This window comes from uncultured Vagococcus sp. (assembly GCF_963518325.1).
Taxonomy (GTDB): Bacteria; Bacillota; Bacilli; order Lactobacillales; family Vagococcaceae; genus Vagococcus_D.
In genome coordinates this window covers 1-19,476 of the sequence record NZ_CAUQJB010000004.1, presented here as the reverse complement: position 1 = coordinate 19,476, position 19,476 = coordinate 1, and the positions used below count along the sequence as shown (strand labels likewise).

At 40.3% G+C, this 19,476-nt stretch carries 21 protein-coding genes; 16 read left to right on the top strand and 5 right to left on the bottom strand.

The window, feature by feature from the left end; all coding sequences use genetic code 11:
* Positions 1 to 45 precede the first annotated feature (45 nt).
* Positions 46 to 687, top strand: coding sequence for a restriction endonuclease (locus RWN13_RS04900; protein ID WP_314061053.1), 642 nt, complete (start codon positions 46 to 48; stop codon positions 685 to 687).
* 36 nt (positions 688 to 723) lie between these two features.
* Here the strand turns inward: RWN13_RS04900 and RWN13_RS04895 are convergent, their stop codons facing one another.
* The 5 genes from RWN13_RS04895 to RWN13_RS04875 form a co-directional block, all read right to left on the bottom strand.
* Entirely contained in the window at positions 724 to 1,746 is a 1,023-nt protein-coding gene (locus RWN13_RS04895; RefSeq protein WP_314061052.1) for a hypothetical protein, read from the bottom strand.
* A gap of 2 nt (positions 1,747 to 1,748) precedes the next feature.
* Complete coding sequence (locus tag RWN13_RS04890; protein ID WP_314061050.1) at positions 1,749 to 2,084, bottom strand: PadR family transcriptional regulator; 336 nt, start codon at positions 2,082 to 2,084, stop codon at positions 1,749 to 1,751.
* A gap of 116 nt (positions 2,085 to 2,200) precedes the next feature.
* The gene (locus tag RWN13_RS04885) at positions 2,201 to 4,102 is read right to left on the bottom strand and encodes a fructose-specific PTS transporter subunit EIIC (protein ID WP_314061049.1); all 1,902 of its coding nucleotides are present in this window, start codon (positions 4,100 to 4,102) and stop codon (positions 2,201 to 2,203) included.
* A 13-nt stretch (positions 4,103 to 4,115) separates the two neighbouring features.
* Positions 4,116 to 5,030 carry a 1-phosphofructokinase gene (pfkB, locus tag RWN13_RS04880; RefSeq protein WP_314061047.1) on the bottom strand — a complete coding sequence of 305 codons (915 nt, stop codon included), beginning with the start codon at positions 5,028 to 5,030 and terminating at the stop codon, positions 4,116 to 4,118.
* The gene (locus tag RWN13_RS04875) at positions 5,027 to 5,779 is read right to left on the bottom strand and encodes a DeoR/GlpR family DNA-binding transcription regulator (RefSeq protein ID WP_314061046.1); all 753 of its coding nucleotides are present in this window, start codon (positions 5,777 to 5,779) and stop codon (positions 5,027 to 5,029) included. Before RWN13_RS04875 ends, pfkB begins: the two co-directional genes overlap by 4 nt.
* Before the next feature lie 276 nt (positions 5,780 to 6,055).
* On the opposite strand from RWN13_RS04875, the gene RWN13_RS04870 reads away from it, so the two are divergent.
* From RWN13_RS04870 to RWN13_RS04800, 15 genes are all read left to right on the top strand, one after another.
* Positions 6,056 to 6,496, top strand: coding sequence for a MarR family winged helix-turn-helix transcriptional regulator (locus RWN13_RS04870; protein WP_209528643.1), 441 nt, complete (start codon positions 6,056 to 6,058; stop codon positions 6,494 to 6,496).
* Between the two features lie 27 nt (positions 6,497 to 6,523).
* Complete coding sequence (locus RWN13_RS04865) at positions 6,524 to 7,504, top strand: beta-ketoacyl-ACP synthase III (RefSeq protein WP_314061043.1); 981 nt, start codon at positions 6,524 to 6,526, stop codon at positions 7,502 to 7,504.
* 54 nt (positions 7,505 to 7,558) lie between these two features.
* Positions 7,559 to 7,792, top strand: a complete 234-nt coding sequence (locus RWN13_RS04860; RefSeq protein ID WP_209528639.1) for an acyl carrier protein — start codon at positions 7,559 to 7,561, stop codon at positions 7,790 to 7,792.
* Positions 7,793 to 8,084: 292 nt separating this feature from the next.
* Positions 8,085 to 9,050: an enoyl-[acyl-carrier-protein] reductase FabK gene (gene fabK / locus RWN13_RS04855; protein ID WP_314061041.1), complete on the top strand. Its 966-nt coding sequence runs from the start codon at positions 8,085 to 8,087 to the stop codon at positions 9,048 to 9,050.
* 43 nt (positions 9,051 to 9,093) lie between these two features.
* Positions 9,094 to 10,026 carry an ACP S-malonyltransferase gene (gene fabD, locus RWN13_RS04850; protein ID WP_314061038.1) on the top strand — a complete coding sequence of 311 codons (933 nt, stop codon included), beginning with the start codon at positions 9,094 to 9,096 and terminating at the stop codon, positions 10,024 to 10,026.
* A gap of 29 nt (positions 10,027 to 10,055) precedes the next feature.
* The gene (gene fabG / locus RWN13_RS04845; RefSeq protein ID WP_314061037.1) at positions 10,056 to 10,790 is read left to right on the top strand and encodes a 3-oxoacyl-[acyl-carrier-protein] reductase; all 735 of its coding nucleotides are present in this window, start codon (positions 10,056 to 10,058) and stop codon (positions 10,788 to 10,790) included.
* A 30-nt stretch (positions 10,791 to 10,820) separates the two neighbouring features.
* The gene (fabF, locus tag RWN13_RS04840) at positions 10,821 to 12,059 is read left to right on the top strand and encodes a beta-ketoacyl-ACP synthase II (RefSeq protein WP_314061035.1); all 1,239 of its coding nucleotides are present in this window, start codon (positions 10,821 to 10,823) and stop codon (positions 12,057 to 12,059) included.
* 3 nt (positions 12,060 to 12,062) lie between these two features.
* Complete coding sequence (accB, locus tag RWN13_RS04835) at positions 12,063 to 12,512, top strand: acetyl-CoA carboxylase biotin carboxyl carrier protein (protein WP_314061033.1); 450 nt, start codon at positions 12,063 to 12,065, stop codon at positions 12,510 to 12,512.
* A 120-nt stretch (positions 12,513 to 12,632) separates the two neighbouring features.
* The gene (gene fabZ / locus RWN13_RS04830; RefSeq protein ID WP_314061032.1) at positions 12,633 to 13,061 is read left to right on the top strand and encodes a 3-hydroxyacyl-ACP dehydratase FabZ; all 429 of its coding nucleotides are present in this window, start codon (positions 12,633 to 12,635) and stop codon (positions 13,059 to 13,061) included.
* Positions 13,062 to 13,064: 3 nt separating this feature from the next.
* Positions 13,065 to 14,435, top strand: coding sequence for an acetyl-CoA carboxylase biotin carboxylase subunit (locus RWN13_RS04825; protein WP_314061029.1), 1,371 nt, complete (start codon positions 13,065 to 13,067; stop codon positions 14,433 to 14,435).
* A 222-nt stretch (positions 14,436 to 14,657) separates the two neighbouring features.
* Positions 14,658 to 15,542, top strand: a complete 885-nt coding sequence (gene accD, locus RWN13_RS04820) for an acetyl-CoA carboxylase, carboxyltransferase subunit beta (RefSeq protein ID WP_314061026.1) — start codon at positions 14,658 to 14,660, stop codon at positions 15,540 to 15,542.
* Positions 15,529 to 16,329 (top strand): acetyl-CoA carboxylase carboxyl transferase subunit alpha, encoded by an 801-nt coding sequence (locus RWN13_RS04815; RefSeq protein ID WP_314061023.1) that lies wholly within the window; start codon positions 15,529 to 15,531, stop codon positions 16,327 to 16,329. Before accD ends, RWN13_RS04815 begins: the two co-directional genes overlap by 14 nt.
* 337 nt (positions 16,330 to 16,666) lie before the next feature.
* On the top strand, positions 16,667 to 17,911 hold the full coding sequence (locus RWN13_RS04810; RefSeq protein WP_314061021.1) for a GHKL domain-containing protein: 1,245 nt from the start codon (positions 16,667 to 16,669) through the stop codon (positions 17,909 to 17,911).
* Positions 17,912 to 17,924: 13 nt separating this feature from the next.
* Positions 17,925 to 18,665, top strand: coding sequence for a LytTR family DNA-binding domain-containing protein (locus RWN13_RS04805; protein ID WP_314061018.1), 741 nt, complete (start codon positions 17,925 to 17,927; stop codon positions 18,663 to 18,665).
* A 528-nt stretch (positions 18,666 to 19,193) separates the two neighbouring features.
* The gene (locus RWN13_RS04800; protein ID WP_314061017.1) at positions 19,194 to 19,424 is read left to right on the top strand and encodes a hypothetical protein; all 231 of its coding nucleotides are present in this window, start codon (positions 19,194 to 19,196) and stop codon (positions 19,422 to 19,424) included.
* The last annotated feature ends 52 nt before the right edge of the window (positions 19,425 to 19,476 follow it).

Genomic DNA, 19,476 nt, shown 5'->3' with positions numbered 1-19,476 from the left:
AAAATAGTAGGATTTATTTAAATTTAGTGATTATGGGGGATTGTTGTGGGAAAATTAGTCAGAAATAGTCGAATTGGTTTAGCCATATTTTTTGTTGTTGTCGGTGTTTTCGGGGCTTTTTCAGAAGAAGACTCATCGATTTTGGTCATGGTGTTAGCGGTGCTCATTAGTTTTGGCGTTGCCTATGCTTTTTTACCAGGGGATTTAAAGGAAATAATGAAAAGTCGGGTGTTTAAAGGGTATCGGCCCAAAGAGAAAACTCAAAAAGAGCCAGTTGCAGAAAGCCCAGTCGAGGTAGAAGAGCCTGTTACGATTCAAAAACAACGGGTGAGCTCACCAGATTTAGAGCGATGGGATCAATTAAGCGATCGTGAATTCATCAGTCACATGACGGATTTTTTAAGAGAGAATGGTTATGATCAAGTCCAGTTGACCAAGGATGGGTCAATTGTTGGTGTCAAAAATCAAGACACTTATCTATTTCGTTGCCAAAGAAGCGATCAAACTGTGCCAGTTGCAGTGGTTCATGAGTTAATTGCCAACAGTCGTGACTTTGAGTCTAGTCAATTAGTGGCCATCACCAATGATTATTTTTCTGATGAAGCCATTGAATTTGCAGCAGAAACAAACGTCAAGCTATGGAATCGTGATACCTTATCTAAACTGATCATGTTTTACCGAAAATAAAAAAGCAATCAAACACTCTTGTGTTTGATTGCTTTTTTATTTAAGAGTATTAGGGAGATTTTCTTTTCTATAATACTGATACAGGGCATTTCCGCATTCAGCTAGGGCGATTGCGCCAATAATCAGACAAAGCGTCACGATGATTCCCGAGGTTTCTCCAGAAATGGAATGGAGGACATTCAATTTAGCCCACTCTTGCTTTTGGAGGAAATTGATAAAGGTTTGACTAAAAAAGTCAGGTTGAATCAATAAGATAATCCATAAAAGGGAAGAAATGACGTTTTCAAAAAGGGTCCATTGAAGGACTCGTTTGGTCCAGCGACGATCCTTTAGTTTAATTGAATTGACCAAGACAGACATTAGCATACCTAATACAAGGACAGGCACCAGTTTCCAAATAAAGCTTTGGCCGAAGAGAGGGAGGTCATCAAGGCCGTTCTTTCCTCTGATAATAACGAAGGGAAGTTGATTAAAGGCTACAAGAAGAACCATCACTGAAAAGAATAATGTCATAGCCATCTCAGCGATTGAGTCTGAGACAGGAATTTTTCTTCCGGGGCTCAGCTGTGGTAAATCCTCAAGCTGCCATTTCATTTCATTTGTTTTAGGACTAAAAGCATGTTGCCTCTCAGCAATCACAAAGCCGATGGTCGTCCACAAGGTTGCTTGGAAGGCAGCAGATAGGCCCAAGGAAAGACCTTGCTGAATTATTTTCTGGGTCATTGTCGCAACGTCGCTGTTGGCTCCTTCGATTCCGCCGATAACGCCGCCAATAATGGCAACAATCCCACCAACAGTCGGAACTAAGTACTTGAGAACTTGAATATAGTCGTTATAGACTCTAGGAGAGATTAAGTACTTAGGCTCTTGCCGGTATTCTTCAGCTAAGGCAGCAGGAGGTCCCATTTTCAATAAAACAGACTTAATTTCTTCTTCACTGGGGTCGTCTGGCAACATATCGTAAATATTACTGGTTAATTCCTGTTTAACATCTGTCCGTTCGTTTTCTGGTAAACGGGCAATGACAGCTTGAACATAACGTGCAATCCAATCATTCATTTTTAATCCTCCTCAAATATCGTCGAGATACTTCTTTGCATGACTAGCCATTCGTTTCGCAGTGCCTCTGTTACTTGTTTGCCAGTATCATTAATCAAATAATATTTTCTCGGTCGGCTTTCGGTCGTATCCCAGTCACTGGTTAACAGTCCCTGTTTCTCTAGGCGCCTTAACAGAGGATAGAGAGTATTAGCTTCGATTGGGATATCTTTATCTTGTAGTTCCTGGAGTAAACCGTAACCGTAGAAAGGCTTGCTTAAGCAACCGAGGACAGCTAAGACAAGACTACCTCGTCTTAATTCAGTCAGATAACTTTGGATGATATCTTTTTCTGACATAGGATCACCTCTTTCTTTCATTATACTGTATGACACACAATATAGTCAATTTTATAATAATGTAATTATTAATATTAACAAAAAAAACAACGACCGCAGTCGTTGTTAAAGTCAGCTTATTGAGTAACCGGTTTACGCATGGCACCTAAGATAAAGGCACTAACAAATGAGCCAAGTATAATGAAGGTAATATACAAGAGTGGTTTATTAACTAATAAAATAACGAAGATCCCACCATGAGGCGCCATGACTTTAATGGCTAAACTACTGACGAGACCACCAGCCAGAGCTGAGCCGACGATAAAGCCAGGCAGTGTTCTAAGAGGGTCAGCTGCTGCAAAAGGAATTGCCCCTTCGGTAATGAAAGAAGCACCCATGACTAGGTTAGTTAAGCCAGCTTCTTGATCTTTTTTCGAAAATTTTGTTTTGAATAATAATGTGGCAATAAAAATCGCAAGAGGAGGGACCATCCCACCAGCCATGACAGCAGCCATCACAGTGCTACCACCCGTTGCGACAGTTGCCGCTAACGTACCAGTACCAAAGACATAAGCAGCTTTATTAATCGGACCACCTAAGTCAACGGCCATCATGCCACCCAAAAGCGCCCCTAACAATGCGGCGTTGACGCCTGACAAGTTGTTTAAGAAATTATTCAAACCAGTGTTAATAGCTTCCATCGGAATATTCACTACCAGCATTAAGAGCCCCGTAATCAGCACTCCTAAGAATGGGTAAAATAAAATCGTGCGAATCCCCGCTAACGATTTAGGTAAGTTAGCAAATAGTTTCTTCAAGAAAATCATCACATAACCAGCCAAGAAACCACCAAGTAAAGCGCCAAGGAAGCCAGCACCGCCTGAAGCCGCCAAAGCACCAGCAACGAAACCAGCCACTAAACCAGGGCGATCAGCAATACTAGAGGCGATGTACCCAGCTAAGATCGGTAACATGAAACCAAAAGCCGCACCACCGATTGTTTTTAAGTAAGCAGGAAATTGATGATAACTTCCTAGTAATTCCAGTTTATCTTGGGGAACACCCATGGCCTGATCAATCATAAAGGCTAAGGCGATCACTATCCCACCACCAATTACAAAAGGCAGCATATTACTGACACCATTCATCAAGTGTTTGTAAATTTGTGCCCCAATTGAACCGCTACTGGTTTCTTCTGTGTCCTCTTCTTTGTTTGTGCGGAAGGTAGGCGCCTGATCAGTTAAGACTAAATTGATTAACTCCTCGGTTTTCTTAATGCCGTCACTAACTGGGCGATTAAGGAGAGGTTTACCATTGAAGCGGGCCATTTCAACATTTTTATCAGCCGCTACGATAACACCTTTAGCCTCGGCAATTTCACTAGGGGTTAAGCGATGTTTGACTCCATCAGAGCCATTCGTCTCCACACGAATTCTAACGCCCATTTCCGCCGCTTTAGCCTTCAAGGCATCTTCCGCCATGTAAGTATGAGCAATTCCAGTTGGACAGGCTGTTACGGCTACAATCAGCGGTTGGTTAGCAGGTGCCACCGTTTGTGTTTCCGCCATTTCGGCTGCTTCTCTTTCTTTTTCGGCACTTTCCACTAACTGTTGAACCTCATCAGGAGTATTGGCTTCTTTTAACTGAGCCACAAATTCTGGCTTAATCAGTAATCGAGAGAGAGCAGCTAAAGCTTGTAAATGAGTGTCATTGGCGCCTTCAGGAGCGGCAATCATAAAGAAGAGATGGGTAGGCTGGCCGTCTAATGATTGATAATCCAAACCAGCTTTACTTTTAGCAAATAAAACAGTTGCTTCTTTGACCGCTTCATTTTTTGCATGAGGCATGGCAATGCCATCGCCTAACCCAGTCGTTGTTTGGGCTTCGCGAGCCAAAATACCAGCTTTAAAGACCTCCTTATCGGAAATTCGTCCTTCAGCAAATAATTTGTCCACCATTTCCGTAATGGCTGATTCTTTATCAGTGGCTTGTAAGTCTAAAATCATGACTTTTTTTAATAATAAATCGTTAATATTCATGATGGTGTTCCTCCTATTTGAGTTGTTTGATGCTTATTTGGTCCAGTAAATCAGTTATAGCAGCATCTGTGGCTAAATCGGTGGAGAAAGCAGTCGCACTGCCACAAGCAACGCCGTAGCGAAAAGCTAATTCAAGATTCGGTGTCGCTGAAAGCTGACTAACAAATCCGGCAATCATTGAGTCGCCAGCCCCAACAGAATTAATCAAAGTCCCTTTTAAAGGTTCGGCCTGATAAACAGCCTCACCTGAGAACAACAAGGCACCGTCACCACCAAGTGAGACAATCGCATGTTGGGCCCCCTTTTCCAAAAGCAGTTGGCCATATGGCAAGATATCTTCTATGGAAGAAAAAGAGGTGGAAAATAGTTCCGCCAGCTCGTGATGATTGGGTTTCACTAGCAGGGGCTGAGCCTCTAAGGTTTCAAGCAAACTTGATCCCGTCGTGTCAATCACAAAACGAGCTCCCTTAGCGGTGATTAATTCAATCAATTGTGAGTAAAAATCACTTGGTAAAGAAGGGGGAATGCTGCCAGATAAAATAACGATATCTTGGGAGCTAACAGCAGCTAAGCGATTTTTTAAGTCAGCGATTTCAGTAAGTGTTAAGGCAGGCCCCTGGCCATTGACCTCAGTTTCTTCCTGAGCTTTTAATTTGATGTTGATCCGTGTGTCATCGGAAATGGTCGTGAAATCCGTTAAGATTCCCTCCTGTTCAAGGGAGCTGCGAATGAAGTCACCAGTAAAGCCGCCTAAAAATCCGAGAGCCGCATTTTTTTTACCAAGCCGTTGTAAAATTCGCGAGACGTTAATACCTTTGCCTCCAGGAAATTTGTAATCTTTTGCAATTCGGTTTAGTTTTCCTAATTCAAGCGTCTCCAATTGAACAATATAATCAATGGATGGGTTAAGTGTAACGGTGTAAATCATTGAATGACCTCCTTTATAGTAGTAAGTGAATCAAATTGCTGACGAACTTCTTTGGTCAAATGATTGGTGATGAGGGTCGCCTCATTTAATGCCGCTACTTTTGAAAATGATACTTTGTTAAACTTAGAATCATCAGCTAAGATGTAGACTTGTTCAGCTTGTCCAAGAGCTACAGCTTTCATAGTAGCTTCCTCAGAGTCAGGTGTGGTAAAACCGTGTTTAGGATGAATGCCATTAATCCCCATAAAGGCTTTGTCAAAGCGGAATAAGGCAAGTTGCTTTAAACTGAACGCGCTAACGACGGCTTTCGTCGTCAATTTAATGTTGCCGCCGATAATCATCGTGGGAATTTTTAAATCCGTTAGAGCAGTGGCATGGTACACTGAATTGGTAATCACGTTAATGTTCTTATGCTCTAAAAAGGGAATCATTTCGTAAGTGGATGTGCCTGCATCTAAATAAACGAAATCACCATCATGAATAAAGGTGGCGGCGTATTCAGCGATTAATTGTTTTTCGTGAATGTTTTTTGACGATTTTTCCAACATGTCAGGTTCATAGTCAAGTTTGACAATTCGCTGGGCACCACCGTGAATTCGCTTCAGTAAACCATCGGCTTCCATCTCCTGTAAATCGCGTCTGATGGTGGACTCGGATGAGTCTGACAGTTTCATTAGTTCTTGAGATTTTACGATTTCATGGCTGTTTAACAAATCCATTATTAGCTTTCGCCGTTCTTCTGTAAGCATTATCATCAGCTCCTCACCATGATAATACCATCATTCTTTTATAAAAACAACTAAAAACGGTCATAATCATTAAAAAACATTCAAAAGAAATATGATGAGAAAATAATTAGGAAATAAGGGAGGCCAATTATGCCGTTTATATATAGAAGAAAAAAGAAGGTCTTAGAAAGTTCACACTTTTTTCATAAAAAAAAGTTGCAATTTTTCAGTGTACGTAATATACTTTGAACATCAAATGATTTGATAATCAAACTAATTTCGATTGAGGAGATATCCATGGATTCCAATTTAGAAAAAGTTAATGCTTATCTTGTAACTGTCTTTAATGATATTCTAACGATCGAAGAGTCCGAACTTAGAAAAAGTCAATTTGACGATATTTCAATTAAAGAGATGCACACGATTGAAGCAATTGGCTTACACAAAGAACGAACATCAAGTGAAGTAGCAAAATCATTATCGGTAACGGTAGGGACATTGACGGTGGCGATTAACAACCTTGAAAAAAAAGGGTATGTTGAACGTGTCCGCAGTGATGCAGATCGCCGAGTAGTCAGGTTGAAATTGACTAACCGTGGCCGACTTTTTTATCGGGTTCATCAATTGTTTCATAAGAAGATGGTTGAGGCAGCCTTAGGTGATATGAACGAAGATGAGAAAAAAGCGTTAATCAGAGGTTTGAGAAATTTACATGGATTTTTAAAACAACAGTACTAATTGTTGAATAAAGAAGCGAGGGTCTAAATGAAACATAACGCTCGGATTACGCAGACTGCTAAGTATCTGCCAGATAGAGTCGTCACTAACGATGACTTGGTTGAATTTATGGAAACTAGCGATGAGTGGATTTATTCACGCACAGGCATTAAACAACGTTACGTCGTCACAACTGAGAACACCTCAGATCTATGTGGCAATGTGGCACTTGAGTTACTGAAAAAAAGCAATTATTCTGCCACAGACCTTGATTTTATTATTGTGGCAACGATGACGCCTGACTATTCAACGCCTTCAACGGCTTGCTTGGTTCAAGCGAAAATAGGGGCAACGAATGCCTTGTGTTTTGATGTAAGTGCTGCTTGCTCGGGGTTTGTTTATGCCTTGGCAACCGCAGAAAAATTTATTAAAAGTGGGACCTATCAAAAAGGATTGGTGATTGGCGGAGAAGCCATGTCAAAAATGCTTGATTGGTCGGACCGACGGACAGCTGTTCTCTTCGGAGATGGCGCAGCCGGCGTATTACTAGAAGCCAGTGATGAGCCTCAATACATTGGGGAATACTTACAGGCAGACGGCGAACGAGGGATGTCCCTAACTGGTGGCGAGATGGCCAATGACAGTCAGTTCTTCACTGAAGAACATCAGGTCCAACGTTTCCTCACAATGGATGGTCGTAAAATATTTGACTTTTCCTTGCGAAATGTGTCAAAAAATATCACGGACACGGTGGCTCGTCATGACCTTGACTTAGCCGACATTGATTTTTTCCTGCCACATCAGGCAAACATTAAAATCATTGACGCCATAGCCAAACGGACGAAAATCCCCCGTGACAAATTCTTAAGCAACATCCAGTATTACGGCAATACCTCAGCAGCATCTGTTGCTTTGTTATTGCACGATTCAATTGAGAACGGCACGATTGCCCTAGGCAGTCGTAAAAAAGTAGTATTAACCGGTTTTGGCGGCGGATTAACATGGGGCAGTATCCTGTTATCTCTGTAAAAAATCGTTGATAATAAAAATAAAAAAATAGTAACTTATTGGAGGAATATAAACATGGCAGCATTTGAGAAAATTCAAGAAATCATCGTAGATCAATTAGGTAAAGAAGAAGAAGAAGTGCAATTAACAACGAACTTCCGTGAAGAACTAGAAGCAGACAGCTTGGACTTATTCCAAATCATCAACGATATCGAAGACGAATTCGACGTAAAAATCGAAACAGACGAAGGCCTTAACACAGTTAAAGACCTAGTTGACTTCGTAGAAAAACAACTAGCTGAGAAATAAAGGTGTGAGGGCAGGCGTTTTGGGGCGAGCAATCTCAGGCGAATAAGCGACATCGGAAGTGTCGATGAAGCGACTTTGCAGAAATTGCCGAGCCCCAGCCAGACCAAACCCATAAATAGGTGTGAAGGGCTAGCATTATGCTCGCCAAAGAGTAAAGACGATAACAATAAAAAAGTAGCTCAAAAAGCCTGTGCTTTGACGGCTACTTTTTTCTAGATATGGAGTTGTGGCATATCGTATTCTGTGTTTAGCTTTAGCCAAGGCTTAAAGCTTTTCCATTTAGGAGAAACCAATGAATCAATCAAAAATATGTGAGATGCTTGGCATCGAATATCCAATTTTTCAAGGTGCGATGGCTTGGGTCGCTGAGGCAAACTTAGCCAGCGCTGTTTCCAATGCAGGTGGTTTAGGCATTATTGCTTCAGGACATGCGCCGAAAGAAGTGGTCAAAGAACAAATTGACCGCGCTAAAAGTCAGACGGATCGTCCCTTTGGTGTCAATATTATGTTGATGTCTCCTCATGTAGAAGACATTGTTGACTTAGTTTGCCAAGAGGGTGTCAAAGTGATTACCACAGGCGCAGGTTCTCCTGGAAAATACATGAAAAAATTTAAAGAAGCAGGCATTATTGTGATTCCCGTTGTGGCGTCAGTCGCTCTGGCTCGCCGCATGGAAAACGATGGGGCTGACGCCATTGTGGTGGAAGGAATGGAAGGCGGCGGTCATATTGGCAAGTCGACGACCATGGCCTTAGTTCCCCAAGTGGTAGATGCGGTCAGCATACCCGTGATTGCGGCTGGAGGAATCGGTGACGGCAGAGGTATGGCGGCTGCATTAATGCTAGGTGTTGAAGCCGTTCAGTTAGGCACGCGCTTCCTCGTTTCTCAAGAGTCAACCATTCATGAGAACTTTAAAGGAGCCGTCCTAAAAGCCAAAGATATTGATACGACGATTACTGGTTTAGCAACAGGGCATCCAGTTCGTGGGTTACGCAATAAATTAACTCGTGAGTATGAAAAAGTAGAACGCTATGAAGCTGGCCAGGAAACACCTAACTGGGAGCGTTTGGAAGAATTAGGACGCGGTGCATTGAAACGAGCTGTCGTCGATGGTGATGTTAAAAATAGCTCGATGATGTCAGGGCAAATTGCCGGACTCGTCACTAAAAAAGATCAAACCTGTCAGGAAATCATTGAAGAATTAGTTAGTGAGTGCCATGACGTTATTAATAAAAATCAACAACGTTGGGCTAAATAAAACAACTTATGTTAGTCTAACGGATAAAACAGGAGGGCAACCGATGAAAGTAGCGTTTGTCTATAGTGGTCAAGGTGCTCAGTATGTGGGCATGGGCCAGGAATTATACGATAACTATCCGACCTATCGCCAAGTCTTTGATGAAGCCAGTGAGGTATTAGGCTTCGATATGGCAGCATTATGCTTTAATGAAGACACGGCATTAAATGAGACGGAATATACACAGCCGGCTATTTTAACTATGAGTGTGGCATTATCAGCCGTTCTGAAAGAACTGGGCTATAAACCCGATATGGTGGCGGGGCTTAGCTTAGGCGAATACAGTGCCTTAGTTGAGAGTGGTGCCTTGAGTTTCAAAGAAGCTGTGACCTTGGTAAAAAAACGTGGGAAATTTATGACAGAAGCGGTTCCCGAAGGTGTTGGTGCTATGTCAGCAGTGATGGGCTTAAGCCGTCAAGAAGTTGAAGTAGCCTGTGAAAAAGCCAGCAGCAAAGGCTTGGTCGTTGCGGCTAATTACAATATGCCCACGCAAATCGCCATTGCTGGCGAAGTTGACGCAGTGGCTTATGCCGAGGAATTATTAACAGAGATGGGCGCTAGACGCGTCATTCGTTTAAATGTCAGCGGCCCGTTTCATACGAAACTTTTAGAACCAGCAGCTAAGAAATTGGCGGAAGAACTAAAAAAAGTCAGAGTTAATCCGATGAGAATTCCCGTGGTAACCAATGTTACTGGACAAGTCATCGGTTCAGAAGAAGCCATTATCCCAACCTTAGTCAAACAAGTTATGTCACCTGTTTATTGGCAGGATTGTGTGGAAACCTTGATTGCTGAAGGGGTTGATACCTTTATTGAAGTAGGACCTGGCAAAGCGTTGACTGGTTTTATTAAAAAGATTGATAAAACGGTGACCGTTCAAAATGTTGAAAATGTAAAAACCTTAGAAAAAGTCGCCGCAATTTTAAGTGCTGACTAAGAGAGACAGTTTAAATAGGAGGTAAGACCTTGCTTAAAGATAAAACAGTTGTTGTAACAGGAAGTTCACGCGGTATTGGCCGCGCCATCGCTTTACGGTTTGCTGCTGCAGGGGCAAATATCGTTTTAAATGGGCGGAAAGAACCTGATCAGGCATTAGTTGCTGAAATCGAAGGATTTGGGGTTAAAGCCCATTTTGTGGCAGCAGATGTTCAATATTATGAAGAGGCACAAAAACTAATTACTGAAGCAAAAGAAGTCTTTGGGAGTGTCGATGTTCTAATTAATAATGCCGGCATCACCAACGATAAATTATTGATGCGAATGAGTCAGGACGATTTTAGCAATGTTTTAAATGTTAATTTAACTGGTAGTTTTAATACTATTCAAACGGTCTCTAGCATCATGTTGAAACAAAAAAGTGGCACAATCATTAACTTGTCAAGCGTTGTTGGTTTAACAGGTAATGCCGGACAAGCTAACTATGCAGCAAGTAAAGCAGGGGTTATTGGTTTAACTAAATCGGTGGCCCGAGAACTTGCTTCCCGCGGCATTACATGTAATGCCATTGCTCCAGGGTATATCGATACAGAAATGACCGATGTTTTAAGTGACAAGGTTAAAGAGGCAGCCAAAGGTCAGATTCCTTTGAAACGCTTTGGTTCCGTTGAAGATGTAGCTGAGGCCGCTGTTTTTCTAGCAACGAATCGCTATATAACTGGCCAAGTCCTCAATGTTGATGGCGGCATGGTAATGAACGGGTAAAAAACAAGAATTTGAACGGAGGAAATTAAGATGAATCGAGTAGTTATTACTGGTTTAGGAGCTGTTACACCTGTTGGGAACACAGCTGAAGACTTCTGGCAAAGTATCAAAGCTGGAAAAAGCGGCATTGCGCCAATTACCAGATTTGATGCAAGTGAAACGGGAATTACCGTTGCTGCTGAAGTAAAAGATTTTGATCCGACTCTTTATATGGATAAAAAAGCGACGAAGCGGATGGATTTATATTCTGTTTATGGCGTTGCAGCAGCGGTTCAAGCAATGGAAGATAGTCAGCTGGATATAGAGACTATCAATCGCAATCGTTTTGGTGTGATTGTCAGTTCAGGAATTGGCGGCATGAATACTATTCAAGATCAAGTCATTAAAATGCATGATAAAGGGCCAAAACGGGTAGCACCATTTTTCGTCCCAATGGCAATTGGCAATATGGCTGCTGGGAATATTTCGATTAAAGTTGGCGCTAAAGGGATTTGTACCTCAATCGTTACAGCCTGTGCTTCAGGAACAAATGCTATTGGTGAAGCCTTCCGTAACATCAAACACGGCTATTCTGATGTGATTTTAGCTGGTGGGGCTGAAGCAACGGTCTGTGAAATCGGTATTGCTGGTTTTGCGGCTTTAACTGCTTTATCACCAGCTACAGATCCAACTAAAGCGTCAATTCCCTTTGATAAAGACCGCAGTGGTTTTGTGATGGGTGAAGGTGGCGGCGTCTTAATGCTGGAAGAGCTGGAACATGCCTTGGCACGCGGTGCTAAAATTTACGGTGAAGTAGTTGGATACGGTTCTAATAGTGACTCGTACCATATTACTAGTCCTAACCCTGATGGCTCAGGCGCCGGTATTTGTATGGAAATGGCCATGGAAGAAGCGGGAATTACACCGGCTGATGTTGATTATATCAACGCCCATGGGACAAGTACTCCGCCAAATGATGGCGCGGAAACAACGGCGATTAAATATGCGTTAGGGGAAGCGGCTTACAATGTGCCGATTTCAAGTTCTAAGAGCATGACGGGCCATTTATTAGGGGCTGCTGGTGCAATTGAAGCGATGGTCTGCTTAGGGGCTTTAAGAGATAACTTTGTACCGCCAACTGTCGGTCTAGTAACACCTGAAGAAGGCTGTGATTTAGATTATGTGCCACAAGTTGGTCGTGATCACGAAGTTAAATATGCCTTAAGTAACTCACTTGGTTTTGGCGGACATAATGCCGTTTGTGCCTTCAAGAAATGGGAGGGGCAATAATCAATGGAGTTTGCTGAACTAAAAGAATTATTAGCTCAATTTGATGATAGTACCATTCGTGAATTTGATTTAAATAATGGGGATTTCCACTTATATTTAAGTAAAAATGAGCAACGGGTTACTCAACCCCTTCCTGTGCCAGTCGCTCAACCCCCTGCAGTGGAAACAGCTGAAGCTATTCCAGCACCTGTTCAACCAGCAGAAGTGGCAGTTGAAGCTGGTCAAACAGTTGATTCACCTCTAGTTGGCGTCGCTTATTTAAGTGGCGCACCTGGAGAGCCCGCGTTTAAACAAGTTGGTGACACGGTGGCGGTTGGCGATACCCTGTGTATCGTGGAAGCTATGAAAATTATGAATGAAATCAACAGCGACGTAGCTGGAACAGTCACTGACATATTAATTCAAAACGAAGACGTGGTGGAATACGGCCAAGCTTTATTCCGCATTGTCTAGACTAAGAAAAGCTGAACGAGGTGTTCCGCTGGATCCAAACTACGGTATAGAGAAAGTTAAGGACTTTCCTATTAAGTAAGAAAAATAAGTCCCACGCTTTTAAAATTAGGAGGAATATCAATGCAACTTAATGTACAAGAAATTATGGAAATTATCCCAAACCGTTACCCAATCATGATGGTAGACAAAGTCATCGAATTAGAACCAGGAAAACGCGTTGTTGCCATTAAAAACGTGACGTACAATGAACACTTTTTCCCAGGTCATTTCCCAGGGGAACCAGTTATGCCAGGGGTTTTAATTTTAGAAGCACTTGCTCAAACAGGTTCGATTCCATTGTTGAAGAGCCCTGATTTTGAAGGTAAAACAGGTTACTTAGGCGGCATCGACAAAGTGAAGTTCCGCCAAAAAGTAGTACCTGGCGATGTTTTGCGCATGGAAATGGATATTATCAAACAAAAAGGCAATATTGGCGTGGGTAAAGCTGTCGCTTATGTTGAAGATAAAAAAGTCTGCGAGGCTTTGATGACATTTATCATCGGAGCGTAGCCTATGTTTACGAAAGTCTTAATCGCCAATCGAGGCGAAATCGCCGTGCGGATTATCCGCGCCTGTCGTGAATTAGGGATTCGAACAGTGGCTGTCTATTCGGAAGCAGACCGCAACGCCTTGCATGCGGAACTAGCTGATGAAGCCATTTGTATCGGGCCTGCTAAAGCGACAGACTCTTATTTAAACATGCAACAAATTTTAAGTGCCGCCATCGTGACGGGAGCCGAAGCCATTCATCCTGGCTTTGGTTTTCTAGCTGAAAACAGCACCTTTGCCACCATGTGTGAGGAGTGTCAGATTAAGTTTATCGGGCCTCAAGCTAAAACCATTGATGAAATGGGCAACAAAGTTAATGCCCGAGCCTTGATGATTGAAGCTGGTGTCCCAGTGATTCCTGGCAGTGATGGTGAAGTCAGTACGGTTGATGAAGCCATAGTGATTGCTGAAAAAATTGGCTTTCCCATCATGCTAAAAGCATCAGCTGGCGGTGGCGGCAAAGGGATTCGTAAGATTACCGATGCCAAAGCGTTGCCGAGTCAGTTTAAAGCCGCTCAACAAGAGGCGTTAGCTGCTTTTGGCGATGGTCAAATGTACATTGAAAAAATTGTTTACCCAGCTCGTCACATCGAAGTGCAAATCCTTGGTGATAGTTTTGGCCATGTAATACATTTAGGGGAGCGTGATTGCTCGCTACAGCGTAATAATCAAAAAGTCATGGAAGAATCACCTTCAGTGGCTTTATCGGCTGACAAGCGTCAAGCGATTGGTGAAGCGGGGATCAAAGCCGCTAAAGCCGTTAATTATGAAAATGCTGGAACGATTGAATTTTTAATGGATTTAAGTGGTGATTTTTATTTTATGGAAATGAACACGCGGATTCAAGTAGAACATCCGGTGACAGAAATGGTCACGGGCATTGATATCGTCAAAGCACAGCTAAAAATTGCGGCAGGTCAACCCTTGGAAATCAAGCAAGAGGACGTTAAGATGACAGGACATGCGATTGAATGTCGAATTAATGCCGAGAATCCCGCTTTTAATTTCGCGCCATCACCTGGCACGATTACCAACTTGCTGTTACCGGCAGGGGGGATGGGCTTAAGAGTAGACAGCGCTATGTACAACGGCTATACCATTCCACCTTTTTACGATTCAATGATTGCTAAAATCATTGTTCATGGTGAAAATCGAGTGGAAGCTCTCGTTAAAATGCAACGTGCGTTGGCAGAGCTTGTCACAGACGGCGTTGTAACCAATCAGGATTTTCAAATTGACTTGATTTCTCATCCGCGTGTAGTGGTTGGCGAATATGACACAAGTTTTTTACAAGAAACGTTTTTACCAGAATGGTTACCAACCCTTGAGAAATAACGTATAAAAGGAAAAGCTTGTTTAAGTTGTCAAAAACTTAGGGAGCTTTTCATTAAAATTTTAGTGCTGATAGACATGGATGTGCCGATTGAGGTAAGAAGGTCAGGATACATCCTGTTGGGAATGTGATGAAGGTAAAAGAACGGGACACTTTTTCGTGTTGATCTGTCGTTATCTTTATTAAACAGCCTCAGCCAAAAGCTTTTCAATCAGGAGGTTCGTATGGGCTTATTTAAAAAGAAAAAATACATTCGCATCAACCCTAATCGGGAAACGGTTAAAGAGGCGGACATTAAAAAGCCCGTTGTTCCAGACGATATGTGGCAGAAATGTCCAAGTTGTAAAAAATCCATCTATGCTAAAAATTTAGGCATTAATAAAGTTTGTCCTAACTGTGGATATGGTTTTCGGATTGGTTCTAAAGAAAGAATCGATGCCTTAGTTGATGAGGGAACTTTTGTGGAATGGGACACGGATGTTGAAACCAAAGATCCAATTGATTTTCCTAACTATCTGGATAAGATTAAAACCACTCAAGCAAAAACTGATTTGCATGAAGCGGTAAAAACTGGTTTCGGACAAATGGGTGGCCACGATGTGGTGATTGGAATAATGGACAGTCAATTTATTATGGGGAGTATGGGAACTGTTGTGGGGGAAAAAGTCACTCGAGCTTTTGAAAAAGCCACTGAGCGAGGCTTACCAGTCATCATGCTAACAGCTTCTGGAGGAGCGCGCATGCAGGAGGGGATTATGTCCTTGATGCAAATGGCTAAAATATCTGCAGCAGTTAAACGCCATAGCAATGCTGGACTCCTGTATATCGCTGTTTTAACCGATCCCACGACAGGAGGCGTTACCGCTAGTTTCGCCATGGAAGGCGATATTATTTTAGCGGAACCACAAGCACAAATCGGTTTCGCTGGTCGGCGAGTGATTGAACAAACCATTAAACAAAAATTACCAGATGAATTTCAAAAAGCAGAATTTTTATTGGCTCACGGCTTTATTGATAAAATAGTGCCCCGAGAGGAATTGGCTACAACACTCTCGTTCTTGTTAGATATCCATCAACCTAAAGGCGGTGATGCAAATGTCGGAAACTAATTCAAGGCGATCAGCTAATGAGATTCTAGCACTTGCCCGAAATCCGAAACGCTATACGCCATTGGAGTATATGGAGACGGTTTTTGATCAGTTTATTGAGTTTCATGGCGATCGGTATTTTGCAGATGATCAAGCTGTCATTGGTGGAATTGCTTATCTTGACGGTCTGGCTGTTACTATTATTGGGATTCAAAAAGGCCGAGATTTAAAGGAAAACATCGACCGTAATTTTGGTTCTCCCAATCCGGAAGGTTATCGAAAAGCACTTCGCCTGATGAAACAAGCGGAGAAATTTAAGCGACCAGTCATTACCTTTGTCAATACGCCAGGTGCCTTTTGTGGTCCGGAGGCAGAAGAACGTGGTGAAGGTGAAGCCATTGCCCGCAACTTAATGGAGATGAGTGATTTAAAAGTACCGATTATCTCTGTCTTCACAGGCGAAGGTGGTAGTGGTGGCGCCATTGCTTTGGGTGTTGCCGATGAAGTCTGGATGTTAGAACACAGCATTTATTCTATTTTATCACCTGAAGGTTTCGCGTCAATTTTATGGAAAGACAGCAGTCGTGCGTCAGAAGCTGCCGAAATCATGAAGATCACTGCTTATGACTTAAAGGAGTTGGCTATCTGTGAACGGATTATTCCAGAAACAAAGGACGGTCAATTACTAGATCAAACCGTGATTAATCGTGACTTGGAAAAATCTCTTATCAAGAAAATACGTGAGCTTCAAGCTTTGCCATTAGCGGAATTATTGGAGAAACGGTACCAACGATTTAGAAAATATTAAGAATTGTTAAACACGTTTGATATAAGTCAGTTTATCTGACAAATATCAGATGTGTTTTTTTTCTCATAAATTGAAGGGTTTTGAGAAATTTTTATAAAATTATTGACTAACATAATTTTATAAAGGAATAATTATATTAGTAACTGAAAAGGGTTAATCTATGAAATTAAAATAATTGTTAAATATGTAACAAATAAATGTTTAGATTTACATTGTTAAACCCGATTATAATGTGTTATTCGATAAATTATTATGCCAATCAGCATATATTTAGTGGATTGTCTATGATAAGATAATCAAAAAGAATGAAATAGGAAGTAGTAGGGAGGAGCCAACGATGGTCTGGTTAATGTATATTAATACGTTACATGTGGCAATTATTTATGTTATTTTGGAACAAAAAATGCGTAAGACAAGTTATTTATTACTACTATTACTGGTATTATTTTGCGGTGCCATCGATTTTTATTCGTTTTTAGGGGCCTTGTTGTTAACTTTAATTGGATTAACCTTAATTAGTCATTTTAATAACGCGAAGTATGAAATGGCCATATATATTAGTTCATTGTCACTATTTCTTAGCATGATTTTTGATAAAATAGCTGCTGAAATAGTTCAATTGCTTCAGTGGGAGTCTAATTATATATTCTTTATCCTAGTTTCCCTCCTTATAACAATTCCATTTTCATTTTTAGCTAAAAAAATATCAAGAAAGTATATTTATAAGAAAACAACAAAATATATTTTTACCGTAATTTATATTATTTTATGGGGAATGTATTATTTGAATCAAGCTCACTCTTTTTATTTTCCAACTAACGTCACATTAAGTTTGGTTATATCAGTTATTTTCATTATAATTATATTGATATTTATAGCTATTCTTTTAATATATACAAAATTAATGAGTGAAAAAGAAATAAAAAGGGAAGAAAGTCAGGAAGCAGCACATTTACAAACCTATATCTTTGAAATGGAGAAGTACAACACAGAAGTAAGAAAATTTAGGCACGATTATCAGAATATTTTGACGAGCTTAGAAATATTTATAATGGAAGACGATATGGTTGGATTAAAAGAATACTTTCAATTGAGTATAAAAAGAGAGTCGATCTTATTAAATAATCAAATTCAAAAAATTAGTGATCTAAATAAAATAGAAGTCATCGCAATTAAAAGTATTCTAGCTAATAAGCTGATTTATGCTCAGGAGAAGGGAATCGATGTTACGTTTGAGGCGGTTGAAAAAGTTAGTGAGATAAATTTGGAAACGGTGGGACTAGTTCGAATTATTGGGATTATTATGGATAATGCAATTGAAGCGACGGAAATCCAAGGAAATGGCATTATCCGTGTAGCAATATTTTATATTAATCAGGATCTCTTTTTTATTTTTGAAAATACATGTGAAAAGGAAGTAGTAAGTATTCATGAACTGACTAAGAACGGAGTCAGTACAAAGGGGAATGGAAGAGGACAAGGTCTAACTAATTTGGCAGAGCTAGTAGCGAAATATGATAATTTATTTCTAGAAACAAGAATTGAAAATTTAACATTTATTCAACAAATAATCATTTCTTAGGAAGGAGAAACCAATGTTATCTATCTTTATTTGTGAAGATAATCTCAAAGAACAAGATTTTATTAAAAATTTTGTTGAACGCTTCTTGATGATTGAGGACTATGATATGAGTTTGGAGCTTGTAACTGATAGACCAGAAGAGGTGTTAGAGCATGTTCTTCAGGTCCCTCACCTTACTGGCTTGTACTTTTTAGATATCCATTTTAATAGTGACTTAAATGGTATTCAGTTAGCGGCGAAAATAAGATTAATTGATCCATTGGGGAGCATTGTATTTGTGACTACCCATAGTGAATTAGTGCTAACAACATTTAGTTATAAGGTTGAAGCTTTGGATTTTATTTTGAAAGACACGCCAGAAGAGATAGGCGAACGAATACATGATTGCATGAGAATAGCTAACATACGACATGGAAAACAAGGGAAGAAAAGAGACAGTTATATTAACATTACTATTGGTCATCAAATAAAGACATTAAATTTGAGTGATATTAATTATTTTGAGACTGCCACGGCACCACATAAATTAGTTGTCCATTTATCAAATAGGCAATTTGAATTTTATGGTACTATTAAGGAGATAATGTCTAAAGTAAATGAGAGCACTTCTCTGTTTGTAAAGGTTCATCAGTCGTATTTAGTGAACCACAATAATATTGCTTACGTAGATAAAAGGGAAAGAAGAATATATTTTTCGAATGGTGATTACTGTTTTGCCTCATATCGAGGAATGAGGCAATTAAAAAATCTATAGAAGTGCTAACAAATAAGATATCTTATTTGTTAGCACTTCTAATTTTTTTGAAGGAAAAGAGGCTTCTTTTAGGAAATAAGAAGGATTTAACTAGATTGCTCCATCTTAGAGTATACTTAGTTTATCAAAATAAGGTTGTGGTTATTTATGAGAACAATAGTTGCTTTACTTTGTCTCGTTGGATTGAACTTTGAAGCATGCTTGACATATCGAACTGAGAAAAATCATGATTTAATAAGTGAAGTAAGTGAAGTAAGTGAAGTAAGTGAAGTAAATCAAGTAAATTATGACAGAAGACTTTATGCATTCACATTTGACAAGGTACCACCAGAGAATTTTCGCAACAAGAAATTAGTTAGTTATGAAAAAATATCGGATAAAGTGTACATAGGTTATTACCAATAATTGGAACTATCTCTGTTACTAGATGATGATGCGCACATGATACTAGTAAGAGGATAAATATGTCATTGAAAGGTGTGAGAACTGTTTTTTACTTAAATAACAACATAAAAGGAGAGATTTAGTATGAAGAAAAAGTTAGTTGCTTTATTGTTGATACTGGGGCTGTCGAGTGTTGTGGGTTCACCTGTGTATGCTAATAATCATGTCGATAAGCCTTTACCATCAAAAAAAATTGGTTTTGAATTTAGTCAAGCTGCGGATAAATACTTAGAAAATAAAGAAGATGATTCGTATCATTATATTAAGAATACATCTGGTTTCAATCTATGGGTACGATCATTCAGTAATACTTGATTATTTCGGGTTGATTTGAGCCATCAATTCGGATAGCTTGAGCCACCAAAAC